Raw genomic sequence first — 13877 nt, forward strand, 5'->3', positions numbered from 1 at the left:
AAATTGACTACAACCTAAATCATCTCTTATATAGACAACCGAATTTCAAAGAGTATTGTTCACTAGTTTTTCCAACTATTGGGTCTTTTCATAGGTAAAGTGAAAATAAATGTAGAACCAAATCCTTCTTCGGAAATCACTGAAATATTACCGCCCATTTTTAATACCAGACCTTTACAAATTGCTAATCCCAATCCGACTCCTTGCTCAAAATCGCTTAATTGCACGAATCGGGCAAAGATATTATCCAATTCATCCTTGGGAATGCCACAACCTGTATCCGAAACATAAAACTTAATCATTTTCTCCTCAGCCTCAAGCGTATAACCAAACCAAATACGACCTTTTTTAGTATGCTTAACCGCATTCGTCAATAAATTCATGCAGATTTGCCATAATCGATTTCGATCTATATTAAATATGATATCGGGACATGCATCCAAGGTCATTTCCACCCCTTCCGGTCTACGTAATTGTATGGAGTTATATAGATCTTTCATAAAGGAAGGTAAATAAACATCCATATAAGTAAACGTCATCATATCAGACTCGATTCTGGAAATATCCAAAACATCATTTACTATACTTAAAAGTAAATCATTGTTCATCTTGATTAAACTAATATAATTTTGGCGCAATTCCGAATCCTCCTCCACTCCTAACAAATCAGAGAAACCGACAATAGCGTTCAACGGTGTACGGATCTCATGGGTCATATTCGCTAAGAAAGTCGACTTAAGCATATCCGCCTCCTCCGCTTTTTCCTTGGCTAAGATCAAGTCTTCCTCAAACTCCAATCGTTCTTGATCATCGATCATACAGCCAACAATCAAATTCGGGAAACCATTTTCATCCTTTTCATGCGTCTTACCGATCACCTCATAGATCCGATAGGTGTTATCATCGTTCTTTAGACGAAAATCTATTTTATATTCATCCAATTTATTCGTACGGATCGTATTGAATAGATAGAAAAAGTCGCCAGAATCGTCCGGGTGACGAAGTTGTGGCAAAGCCTGACAAATGAACTGATTACGTTTCAATAAACTATTGGTCGTGCCATAAAACTGGAAACAACGGTTACAATGTACTTTATCGCAAGACTTAAACCGGCTGAAATTAAAAGAATAAGTCGTAATCTTGCTATTCTGCAAAGCAAGCTCCATCATCATCCGGCTTTCGGACAACTTACTGCTTAACGCCTCATTCGCTTTCTCCTGCTCAACGAGCTCCGATACATTCCGTATATAAATAATCACATACCGGTCATGTACCGGTACCAACCGTAGTTTAAAATAAACGATCGGAGCGTTATGTCCCGGAATCGATAAATCTAAATTCATGATCTCCGACTTATTCAAGCAACTTTGCACGATCGCGGCCACACGACGCTTAGTCTCATCCGGATAAATGAAACCCGGAAGATCATCGATACGCCGATTGATCGACTCCGGCGTTATACAAGTCTCCACAGCATAAGCGATAATCCTCTCTACAACCAGTTGCTTGTTTACCAAAAGGATCGTATCAGGAACCGCTTCCGCCATCTTTTGCGACATGTCCGTCAATTCCTTCAATTCCCGGTCATAACCGGCTGCCTCCTGCCCGACCGCCGGATTACCCGTTAATAATAAGGTATACCCAAGAATATCTCTATCCTCATTCATTGAGGGGATGATGGAGTACGGTACAGGCAAAGAACCGGAAACCACGCTTCCCCCACGCAGATATTGTTTTTGAAGATCGGTCAACAAATCTGTACGAAAAAGATTATTTAATAAGAAGTCCGCTTCATTCGTAAAAGGAAATTTCTCGTTTAAGGACTTATTTATATCAATTAGTGCACCGTTTTTATCATACAGAGCACCTCCCATGGGATAATATGTAAAAAAATCTGTCAGCAAACGCTGTTTTACCTCGGAAACCTCCATATACTTTCTTTATTAACATCAATAAGTTACAAAGAAATAAAATCTTTGAAAATCAGAGAAATTTTAAAGCATAAACTTTAGGTCTATTTCACAAGAAAATCAGTCTCTTTACTAAAAAGCAACAACAAACCTTCACTTACGCTTGTTACTTAACAAACAAATTAATTATAATATGAAAGCATTAATAGGTAAAAAGGCACCGGAATTCCACGCTCCGGCAGTAGTGAATGGCAATGAGATCATCGAGGATTTCTCTTTGGAACAATATGTAGGCAAGAAGTATGTAGTCATGTTTTTCTATCCGATGGACTTTACATTCGTTTGCCCGACAGAATTACATGCCTTCCAACAAAAGTTACAGGAATTCGAAAGACGTAACGTAGCGGTGGTTGGTTGCTCCGTCGATTCTCAATTTTCTCATTTCGCATGGTTAAACCAAGATAAGAATAAAGGAGGTATCCATGGGGTGACTTATCCACTCGTATCCGATTTTTCCAAAACCATCTCTGAAAACTTTGGCGTATTGGCCGCTGATTATATTACGAACGAAAGTGGAGAACTTATCTCCAGAGGAAATCCGGTCGCTTACCGGGGTCTGTTCCTGATTGACAAAGAGGGCTTGATCCGTCATTATGTAATCAACGATTTACCATTAGGCCGTAACGTAGACGAGGCTCTCCGTATGGTCGACGCCTTACAGCACTTCGAAGAATATGGCGAGGTTTGCCCGGCAAATTGGTCCAAAGGAAAAGACGCCATGAAAGCGACAAACGCAGGAGTCTCTAATTATTTAAGCCATCATTGATATATTGCAAGAAAGGGGGCTAGGCCCCCTTTTTTATACTATTGAGACAATCGTTTACACTTTCCCGAGATATGCGAGATATCTAGACGTAAGATATTAGTCCGGTAAAAAGATTTCTCAATATACTTTTCGCCGATCTCCTTAAACGCCGATGAATATTTATTCACGAGTAGCCGCAAGGCATACCGACGCTCTTCTTCCGGCAAATCCAAATGCATCTCTCCAAAAGCGATAGTGCTCTCGTAACCTGTCGTGAATTTTCCCGGAACGATTTGTGTAGCGCCAACTACCGTGAAACTCACTTTCGGGTTTTCTCGTAGACATTCCAGCTTATACCCTTCCGGAGCGCAATGGAAATAAATAGAATCCCCTTCCTTTACATAATTGATCGGGATTCCATACCCATACCCATTTATCCCCGACATGGCCAAAAAACCATATTCCGCCTCCTCCAATAAACGAATTGCCAACTCATTATCCAAAATCCGGTCTTTTCGTCTGATCTCTCTAAACATAGGTCTAATTTATTTATAAACGAGTATAATACACTAATCGTGGCAAATCTATAAAAAAATAATATACATTTGCGTCATAAAGTTGACACATGATAAATATTATAGATCTATGAGAGCAAGAATAACCTTATTATTATTCGCCATTCTTTACAGTTTCACTTGTCTGGCACAAACTAATTTTGAAAAACACTTCACGAAGAAAAGTCTCCGGATTGATTTCGCATTGAGTGGGAATTGGGATTTCCAAGCCGCCGCTATACAACAACTCCGGGAAGAACCTGTCTGGGCAGGGCCGGTCAAAAACTTGATCGATCCGTTTGGTTATGGAGGGTATTATATTAATGTATATGATAAAGCCGGTAAAGAGTTGATCTACTCACGAGGATTCAATACGTTATTCGAAGAATGGAGAAGTACAGAGCAAGCGAAGACCGAGACACAATCTTGGACAAATAGCATCTCTATCCCCTATCCGAAAGCTCCTGTCATCATTGAGATTACGGCAAGAGACAAGGCCGACATGCAGTTCCATCTTTTATTGAAACAAGAGATTGATCCGGCCAGTATTTTTATTGACCGGGGGAAACTCAAGGAAAACCGGATCACAAAAATCCAATATAACGGGGATTCCTCCGGGAAAGTAGACCTCGTATTCTTAGCGGAAGGTTATACGGCGGACGAGCAAGAGAAATTTGTAGCTGATGCCAAACGTTTTACGGAGGCATTGTTTAAGACCCCGCCTTATGACACTCGCCGGGAAGATTTCAATGTCTGGGCAGTAGATGCCGTTTCGGAAGAATCGGGAACAGATGTATCCGGTAAAGGTATATTCAAGAATACCGCATTGAATTCCGGTTATTATACGTTTGGGGTAGATCGCTATTTAACCACCCCGGATATGAAGTCTATACGTGACGCCGTATGGAACGCTCCTTGCGACGCAATCTTCATCTTGGTAAACACGGACGCTTACGGTGGTGGCGGTATGTATAATTTTTATGCCATGGGAACCGCCGATAACCCACGTACCCCAGTCGTATTCGTTCACGAGTTCGGACATAGTTTCGCCGGCCTAGCCGATGAATACTTCAGTTCCGAGGTCGCTTATCAAGATTTTTATAATTTGAAGTACGAGCCTTGGGAACCGAACATCACGACCTTGGTTAACTTCGATGCTAAATGGAAAGATCTTCTGCCGGCTAATACACCGGTACCTACCCCATTAGATGACGCTCATAAAGATAAGGCAGGCGTATTCGAGGGAGGCGGTTACATCGCTAAAGGCATTTATCGCCCGATGGATCACTGTATGATGCGTGATTACGCTCCATTCTGTCCAGCTTGTAGCCGGGCGATCTTACAGATGATCGATTACTTCACGGATAAACCGATAAAACATTAAAAGGAAAGAGCGGGTACCCTAATAGCTTTGTTACATCAACTATTAAGATACCCGCCAGCACTAACCTATCAACATTTATTTCATCATCGGAACTTCTATCAAAAGAACTTTAGCGTGCTTCAAGACTTCTATCGTAATGCTTTCGGTTTCCCAGAATCCGGCCCCGTCACGCTTAGACAGGATCGTATTACTTACCTCCACCTCTCCGTCAATCACGAATAAATAAACCCCATTATTTTTACTATGTAGCTTATACTCCTTTACTTGACCGGCATCTAGGTTTCCTAAAGAGAACCAAGCGTCTTGGTTGATCGACGCAGGAGCGCTACCATCCGGAGCGATGATCAAGGACAACTTATTCTTTTCCGAAGTAACCGGACGCACGTCATAACTGGCATAATGAGGCTTGGTATTCTCCTCACGGGGAAATACCCATATTTGCAAGAACTCCAATTGTTCATTATCGCTGTCGTTGAACTCACTATGCACGATACCGGTACCGGCGCTCATCACCTGAATATCTCCCGGCGTAATCACCTCGCTATTCTTTATGCTATCCCCATGGCGTAAATATCCCTTTAACGGGATGGAGATAACCTCCATATTCTTATGTGGATGCATATCGAATCCCTCACCCGGCGCCACGGAATCATCATTCAATACACGTAGCATCCCGAAATGAACCCTTTCCGGATTGTAATAATTAGCAAAACTAAACGTGTGATGTGTTTTCAACCAACCGTGATTCGCATACCCTCTGGATTGAGCCTTATCAACTACAACTCTCATATTTTCCTCCTTTTTAAATCTACATTAATAACAAATCCATAACTATAAATGTTGCGTGACGCATATTTCGAACATTTCATGTAAACATGTGATTCATATATGAACAGAAATCGCTACTTTTGCGCAATTAAAAAAACTCATCCTGTAAATATAAAATCTTATGGCAATCTACTTAAACGATGTATCGAGAACATTTGGTGAGTATTTACTTATTCCCGGTTTAACCACCAAAGAATGTATTCCCGCAAACGTTTCATTGAAAACGCCGCTTGTGAAATTCAAGTCTGGCGAGAAATCCGCTATTGAATTAAATATTCCTTTCGTTTCCGCGATCATGCAATCGGTTTCCGGCCCTAAACTGGCAATCGAGTTGGCTCGCAACGGAGGACTTTCCTTCATCTTCGGCTCGCAACCGATCGAGAGCCAAGCGGATATGGTTCGCAAAGTAAAGAAATTCAAGGCCGGATTCGTTATCAGCGACTCTAACCTTACGCCCGAGAATACCTTGGCCGACGTGCTTGAGCTAGTCCGCCGGACAGAACATTCTACGATTGGTGTGACAGATGACGGTACGCCTAACGGCAAATTGCTAGGTATGGTAACCAGTCGCGATTACCGTGAAGGCAAAGACCCGATCGACATGAAAGTGAAAGATTTCATGACCCCGTTCGCTAAACTAATCGTTGGCGAGCTAGGCATGACCTTGAAAGAGGCGAACCAGATTATCTGGGATCATAAGTTGAATACATTGCCAATCATCGACAAGGATCAGAAGCTTCAATACTTCGTATTCCGCAAGGACTACGATAGCCACCGTGAGAATCCGAAAGAGTTATCCGGCGGAGATAAGAAATTATTAGTAGGTGCCGGTATCAACACCCGCGACTATAAGGAACGTGTTCCGGCATTGGTAGAGGCAGGCGTTGACGTATTGTGTATCGACTCTTCCGACGGCTATTCCGAATGGCAGTACGAGACCTTGCACTGGATCAAGGATACCTACGGAGACAAGGTACTGGTTGGTGCCGGAAACGTGGTTGACCAAGATGGTTTCAACTACTTGGCTGACGCCGGAGCGGATTTCATCAAGGTAGGTATCGGTGGTGGTTCCATCTGTATCACCCGTGAGCAGAAAGGTATCGGTCGCGGACAGGCTACCGCCTTGATCGACGTAGCGAAAGCTCGCGACGAATATTTCAAGAGACACGGCGTTTATATCCCTATCTGTAGCGATGGTGGCTTGGTACACGATTACCATATGGTATTAGCGTTGGCTATGGGTGCCGACTTCCTGATGATGGGCCGTTATTTCGCCCGCTTCGACGAGTCTCCTACGAAGAAGATGAAAATAGGAAACAACTTCGTGAAGGAGTATTGGGGTGAGGGATCTAACCGTGCGAAGAACTGGCAGCGCTATGACATGGGTGGAAACGAGTCCTTGAAATTCGAGGAAGGCGTGGACAGCTATGTACCGTATGCCGGAAAATTGAAAGATAATTTAAACGTAACATTGGGTAAGATGATCGCTACGATGTGTAGCTGCGGTTCCATCTCTATCCAAGAGTTGCAGCAGCATGCCAAGATCACGCTTGTCTCCTCTACGAGTATCGTTGAGGGTGGCGCTCACGACGTGATCCTGAAAGAGCAGAATTAATTACAATATGTATTCTAGTAGAGGCGTGGCACGCTACGTCTCTACTATTTACACATTCAAATAATTTACCATGAAAAATCTATTACTTACAGTTATCCTTTTGTGTTTTTGTTTGCCATTCGTAAAAGCCGCCGATCAAAAGATGATCTTAATCTCAACCAATGAGACGGACTTGATTTTACAAGTAGCCCCCAATGGACGGCTCTACCAAACTTATCTAGGGAATAAATTAGTAAACGAATCCGAATTTGAGAACCTCTCATGGAATATCCAAGCCGGAACGGATGGCAGCGTATCAACCCGTGGATGGGAAGTATATCCTTGCTCAGGAGCGGAAGATTATTTCGAACCAGCTTTCGCCATCCAGCATAACGACGGAAACATGACTAGCATATTCAAGTATGTTTCCAGCGAATCTAAGAAACTAGACAATAACGTTACGGAGACAATTATCTCCCTGAAAGACGATGTATACCCAGTGGAGGCTAAATTACATTATGTAACCTTCGCTAAAGAAAACGTGATCAAGGCTTGGACTGAGATTCGTCATATGGAGAAAAAACCGGTCACGATTACCCAATACGCTTCCAATATGCTTTATTTCGAGAGTCCTCGCTATGTATTGACCGAGTTTAGCGGTGACTGGGCCAAAGAAGTACAGATGAGCAGCCAAGACTTGAAATTCGGGAAAAAGATTATCGATACGAAACTAGGCTCCCGTGCCGCCATGCACGCTTACCCGTTTTTTGAGATTGGGTTAGGTGCCCCGGCCAGCGAGAATACAGGAGATGTTTTAATGGGAACGATAGGTTGGACTGGAAACTACCGCTTTACGTTCGAGGTGGACAACGCCGGTAACCTTCGTGTCATCTCCGGCATCAATCCCTATGCGTCCGCCTATGAATTGAAACCGAACGAATGGTTCGTCACTCCTGAGTTTATCTTTACGTTGAGTAATCAAGGAACCGGAAAAGCCAGTCGTGATATCCATGATTGGGCACGTAATTACCAGATCAAGGATGGTAAAGGCGATCGACTTACCCTACTGAACAACTGGGAATCGACTGGTTTCAATTTCAACGAGAAGAAATTGGAGGAACTAATGAAAGAAGCCAAGCATCTAGGTGTAGATATGTTTTTGCTGGATGATGGTTGGTTCGCTAATAAATACCCTCGTCAAAACGATAAGGCCGGATTGGGCGATTGGGAGGTTACACACGATAAGTTGCCAAACGGCATTCCTCATCTGGTGCAGGTCGCTAAAGATGCCGGCTTGAAATTCGGTATCTGGATCGAGCCGGAGATGGTAAACCCCAAGAGCGAACTTTTCGAGAAACACCCGGACTGGGCGATCCATCTACCGAATCGTGAGACCTATTACTATCGCAATCAACTTGTCTTAGACTTAAGCAACCCGAAAGTACAGGATTATGTATTCAGCGTGGTGGATAATATCATGATCGAGAATCCGGATCTGGCTTTCTTCAAATGGGATTGCAACAGCCCGATTACCAATGTCTATTCCCCCTATCTTAAAGAGAAACAGAATCAATTGTATATCGACCATGTACGAGGTGTCTATAACGTATTCAAACGGGTAGCCGAGAAATACCCTCACCTACCGATCATGCTTTGCTCCGGTGGGGGTGCCCGCTGTGATTACGAGGCATTGAAATATTTCACGGAATTCTGGTGCAGCGACAACACCGATCCGATCGAGCGTTTGTATATCCAATGGGGATTCTCCCAGTTCTTCCCGGCAAAGGCAATGTGCGCCCACGTGACTAGCTGGAACAAGAATACCTCCATCAAGTTCCGTACCGACGTGGCCATGATGTGTAAGATGGGCTTCGATATCAGCTTAAAGGAAATGAACGATGACGAGATGAAATACTGCCAAGAAGCAGTTGCCAACTACAAACGTCTAAAGGGCACGATCCTCGACGGCGATCTGTACCGTCTAGTCTCCCCTTACGATACCAACCATTCATCCGTGATGTACGTGGATAAGGCAAAAAGCAAATCCGTCCTATTCGCTTATGATATCCACCCTCGCTTCGGAGAAAAGACTTTCCCCGTAAAGCTACAAGGATTGGACCCGAATAAGAAATATAAGGTACAAGAGATAAACCTCATGCCGGGCCAGAAATCGACCTTGGTTACCGACGGAGGTACCTTCAGCGGAGATTTCTTGATGAAAATAGGAATGAACGTATTCTCTACGGCTCATGTCCATAGCAAGGTCATAGAGCTGACCGAGGCTCACTAACTAAATTGTCAACAGAGAATGGACATTATCCGCGAGATAACCCCACTATCGGAAAAGGACTGCTTTTACATCGTAGACCGGCGTAAGACAGAATTTACCTATCCGATCCATTGCCACTCGGAGTACGAGCTCAATTTCATTGAGCACGCTCCGGGGGTAAGGCGTGTGGTCGGTGACTCCGCGGAAGTGATCGGAGAATACGAGTTAGTATTGATAACCGGGAAAGAACTGGAGCATGTCTGGGAGCAGAACGCATGTAAATCGCCTCTGATCCATGAGATCACGGTCCAGTTCTCTCCCGATCTCTTCGGGAAGAATCTATTGGAGAAAAACCAATTCAACAGTATCCGGAAAATGTTGGAGAAAGCCCAATGCGGCATCAGTTTCCCGATGTCTTCCATCCTGAAGGTTTACCATTTACTGGAAAAGCTGGTTTCCGAGGAGCAAAGCTTTTATGCGGTCATCAACTTCTTAACCATCTTATATGAGCTTTCTGTCGAGGAGAACTACAAAGTATTGGCCAGCTCCTCATTCGCTAAAATAACAGATATCCATTCCGAGAGCCGTCGTATCCAGAAAGTACAAAATTACATTAACGAACGATACCAACAGGATATCCGCCTAAACCAACTGGCGGAACTCGTAGGTATGGCCCCTTCCGCTTTCAGCCGTTTCTTCAAGTTGAGGACCGGGAAGACCCTCTCCGACTATATCACCGATATCCGTATCGGTTACGCCGCCCGCATGCTGGTGGACACGCAACGATCCATCGCGGAGATTTGTTATGACTGCGGCTTCAATAACCTCTCGAATTTCAACCGTATCTTTAAGAAAAAGAAAAGCTGCTCTCCCAAAGAGTTCCGGGATAACTACAAAAAGACAAAAATCATTGTATAAGAGACCCTTTTAACAGGGATAAATACATATCCCCCCCTATTTCTATACAAAATCCCCCCTTCTCTTTTCCTTCACACTTCTATCTTTGCGACCAGTCACAAAGGCTTTCATGCCTACGGCTACCCCATCGATGTGTTAAAAATACACTCCGGCAAAAAAGTATTATTCTTGGATAAAATAGTATTTGAACGCACTTGGGATCCGACGTAATTTTGCGACAGAAATTAACAATGCATATTAACAACAAAAAAACAATTGCCTATGAGGAAGGACCGAGAATCTAATGTTTTTAGCAGTTAACCGCTAATGACCTTATTGAGTAAATGAATTTTAGTTTAGCCTTATATGATTTAATGTAAAAAATAATGAATTCAACAATTAAGAAAACGACGCTGTTTTTAGGCGCATGTATGGCCTTCCAGCTAGGTGGCATACCACAAATGTTAGCCGCCCCTAGTACTTCGATGGAAGTCATGCAACAAACAAAAAGAATCACTGGTACCGTGAAAGACGCAACAGGAATGGAAGTCATCGGTGCCAATGTTATCGTAAAGGGAACGACAAACGGAGTGATAACCGATTTGGATGGTAAGTTCAGCTTAGAGGCCGCCCCCGGCTCTATCATAGAGATCTCCTACATCGGTTATATGACCCAAGAGATTCCCGTAACCGCCCAAACATCCGACTTACAGATCACCTTGAAAGAGGACTCACAGAGTTTGGACGAGGTAGTGGTAGTAGGTTATGGTGTACAAAAGAAAAAGTTGGTGACAGGTGCGACCGTAGAGGTAAAAGGCGATGAAGTCGCTAAACGTAATACGATCAGCCCACTAAGCGCATTACAGAATCAAAGCCCGGGTGTCAATATCGTGGCTTCTTCCGGTCAGCCGGGTGACGGATTTAAAGTAAACATCCGTGGTGCCGGTACGAATGGAGATACGGCTCCTATCTATGTTATTGATGGTGTGGCCGGTGGCGATATCAATTCCTTGAACCCTGCCGATATCGAGCGTATCGACGTATTAAAGGATGCCGCTTCCTCCGCCATCTATGGTGCCCGCGCGGCGAATGGTGTTATCTTGGTTACCACAAAACAAGGTAAAGAAGGAAAAGTGCAAGTATCCTATGACGGCAACATCGGTTGGCAGAATGTAGTAAAGATGCCGGATATGCTTACCGCCAAAGAATACATGGCCGTTCAAGACCAGATCAACTTCAACGCCGGCGTATCGCCCTTCAATTGGTCACAATACCTAGACGCAGATTTACTGGAATCCTATCAAAACGGTTCCAACCCGGGTACGAACTGGCTGGAGTTACTTCGCAACAAGAACGCAATAACCACATCTCACTCCGTGAACGTGACCGGAGGTTCAGAGCTCTCCAAGTTCTCTACTGGCGTAGGTTATCAGTATCAAGACGGTATTTTCGGTGGTCCGGTTAAATCCGACTACAGCCGCTTCACCATTCGTTTAAATTCCGAGCATATCCTTTGGAAAAACAAGGATCTGGATATCATAAAATTCGGTGAGAACGTATATTACCAACACACATCCAACCAAGGTATCCAAATCGGTAACCAATACTCCAACAGCATCTATAGCATGATGGGAGCCAATCCATTGGTTCCATTATACAATAGCCAAGGAGAGTTATTCGACTACGACGACTTGATCGCGCAAGGATCCGGATCAATGGGTTTACTCGGGCTCAACCAATACATCAATAACCCGATGAACACCTTGTTAAATACCACCAGTGGCAATAATAAAAGCCGGAACCACAATCTTAGCGCCATCGGTTATATAGAGATACAGCCGTTAAAGGATTTGAAGTATAAAGGCCAAGTCTACTACAAACAGAACTCCAGCCTCTACAAAGCATACAACGGCATCTATAAAAATAATAACAACGACCAGAATACGGATGATTATCTGGACGAGAATATGACCATCGGTTGGAATTGGGGTATGACACATACATTGAGCTATGCTTTCGACGTAAAGGAGAATCATTTCGACGTATTGGTCGGTACAGAGTATTCCAGAGAAGGTAATAATATGTCGGAAACCATCGAAGGACACGCCACGACCAGCATCTTCGGAGATTTCTCGCATGCTTACTTCAACAACTTCTCCGGTCGTACCGCTGGTATAGTAGGAGGATATCCCGTGGATGATCACTCCATCCTATCCTATTTCGGCCGTATCAACTACGACCTCAAGGAAACTTATATGTTTAGCGCGATTGTCCGTGCCGATGGTTCCTCCAATTTCTCCAGCGGTCATCGCTGGGGTTACTTCCCCTCATTCTCCGCAGGTTGGGTGATGAGTAACGAGAGCTGGATGGAAAACACGAAAAACTGGATGGATTTCTTGAAGGTTCGCGCCAGTTGGGGACAAAATGGTAACGAGAATATTGGAGCGTACAAATACGCCTCCACATACGCGTTCGGTGATTTAGGACTTTATTCCTTCAATAATAATAAAAACGGAGGAACCCAAGGCGCTTACCCCTCTTTGTTACCCAATAACGAGATTACATGGGAAACATCGGAGCAGACGAACGTAGGTTTAGACGCACGCTTCTTGAACGGCCGGTTAAACGCAAACTTCGATTGGTATAGTAAGAAAACAAAAGATTTGCTGATCGACGTACCCGTATCTTCAATCAACGGTTTCTCTTCCATGGTCGCAAATGCCGGTACAGTTAAGAACACGGGTATCGAGCTTGCCTTAAATTGGAGGGATGAGGTAGGCTCAGACTTTAGCTATGGCATCGGCTTGAACCTCGCGCATAACAAGAATGAGGTAACAGAAGTTAATAACGGTACTCATTACGTAAATGGAGGTAACGCTCTTCTGTCCGAGGGAACCACCTATATGGCCCGTATGGAAGAAGGACATCCTATCGGTTACTTCTGGGGCTATAAGACCGATGGCGTGATGCAAAATCAAGCGGATATACAGACCTATCTTGACCAGAATTGCGGTGGGGATGCCTCTAACTCCCTGCAAGGCACCTCGATAGCCCCGGGTGACTTGAAATTTGTCGATGTCAATGGCGATGGCGTGATCAACGACAGCGATAAGACGGAGATCGGTAATCCTCATCCAGACCTTACGATGGGCTTGAATCTAGATTTTAGCTGGAAAGGCTTTGACTTGAACATCTCCACTTACGGAGCGTTCGGCATGCAGGTTGCCCACACGTATCGTAAGTTTGGTAACGGACAGTTCGATAACTATAGCAGCAACGTCTACAATTACTGGCATGGCGAGGGAACATCCAACCGATACCCGATCCTGTTGCCCGGTAACACCGTGAACCATATCAACATTTCCGATATTTACGTGGACGACGCAGACTATTTCCGTATCCAAAACGTAACCCTAGGCTACGACATCAAACGTCTATGGAAAAGTTGCAAATTCCAGCAGCTTCGCTTGTATGTCTCCGCCCAAAACCTCTTTACCTTCACAGGTTATAAAGGAATGGATCCAGAGTGCGGAACCGCTCTCAACGATAAAGAGAGCTGGGTAACGGGCGTGGATGTAGGTAACTACCCCCAAGCGAGAACCTATATGGTAGGAGTTAATGTCAAATTCTAATAAT

Annotated in this window: 9 protein-coding genes; 6 read left to right on the forward strand and 3 right to left on the reverse strand. The window is 44.0% G+C overall.

Annotated elements, in window-relative coordinates; all coding sequences use genetic code 11:
- Positions 1-62: 62 nt before the first annotated feature.
- Positions 63-1931 carry a PAS domain-containing sensor histidine kinase gene (locus NBH07_RS18090; protein WP_008781004.1) on the reverse strand — a complete coding sequence of 623 codons (1869 nt, stop codon included), beginning with the start codon at positions 1929-1931 and terminating at the stop codon, positions 63-65.
- Positions 1932-2103: 172 nt separating this feature from the next.
- Between NBH07_RS18090 and NBH07_RS18095 the strand changes: the two genes are divergently transcribed.
- Positions 2104-2736: a peroxiredoxin gene (locus tag NBH07_RS18095; RefSeq protein ID WP_008774437.1), complete on the forward strand. Its 633-nt coding sequence runs from the start codon at positions 2104-2106 to the stop codon at positions 2734-2736.
- 38 nt (positions 2737-2774) lie between these two features.
- Here the strand turns inward: NBH07_RS18095 and NBH07_RS18100 are convergent, their stop codons facing one another.
- Positions 2775-3251, reverse strand: coding sequence for a pyridoxamine 5'-phosphate oxidase family protein (locus NBH07_RS18100; protein ID WP_009018635.1), 477 nt, complete (start codon positions 3249-3251; stop codon positions 2775-2777).
- Positions 3252-3360: 109 nt separating this feature from the next.
- On the opposite strand from NBH07_RS18100, the gene NBH07_RS18105 reads away from it, so the two are divergent.
- On the forward strand, positions 3361-4653 hold the full coding sequence (locus NBH07_RS18105; RefSeq protein WP_008781002.1) for a M64 family metallopeptidase: 1293 nt from the start codon (positions 3361-3363) through the stop codon (positions 4651-4653).
- A 75-nt stretch (positions 4654-4728) separates the two neighbouring features.
- Here the strand turns inward: NBH07_RS18105 and NBH07_RS18110 are convergent, their stop codons facing one another.
- Positions 4729-5442, reverse strand: coding sequence for a pirin family protein (locus NBH07_RS18110; protein WP_156682350.1), 714 nt, complete (start codon positions 5440-5442; stop codon positions 4729-4731).
- 160 nt (positions 5443-5602) lie between these two features.
- Here NBH07_RS18110 and NBH07_RS18115 point away from each other — a divergent pair, with 160 nt between their 5' ends.
- From NBH07_RS18115 to NBH07_RS18130, 4 genes are all read left to right on the forward strand, one after another.
- The gene (locus tag NBH07_RS18115) at positions 5603-7096 is read left to right on the forward strand and encodes an IMP dehydrogenase (protein WP_005855263.1); all 1494 of its coding nucleotides are present in this window, start codon (positions 5603-5605) and stop codon (positions 7094-7096) included.
- A gap of 70 nt (positions 7097-7166) precedes the next feature.
- Positions 7167-9365: an alpha-galactosidase gene (locus tag NBH07_RS18120; protein WP_009018634.1), complete on the forward strand. Its 2199-nt coding sequence runs from the start codon at positions 7167-7169 to the stop codon at positions 9363-9365.
- 18 nt (positions 9366-9383) lie between these two features.
- Complete coding sequence (locus NBH07_RS18125; RefSeq protein WP_009018633.1) at positions 9384-10262, forward strand: AraC family transcriptional regulator; 879 nt, start codon at positions 9384-9386, stop codon at positions 10260-10262.
- A gap of 365 nt (positions 10263-10627) precedes the next feature.
- Entirely contained in the window at positions 10628-13873 is a 3246-nt protein-coding gene (locus tag NBH07_RS18130) for a SusC/RagA family TonB-linked outer membrane protein (RefSeq protein ID WP_009018632.1), read from the forward strand.
- Positions 13874-13877: the final 4 nt, after the last annotated feature.

This window comes from Parabacteroides sp. B2-S-102, assembly GCF_023656665.1.
Lineage (GTDB): Bacteria > Bacteroidota > Bacteroidia > Bacteroidales > Tannerellaceae > Parabacteroides > Parabacteroides distasonis.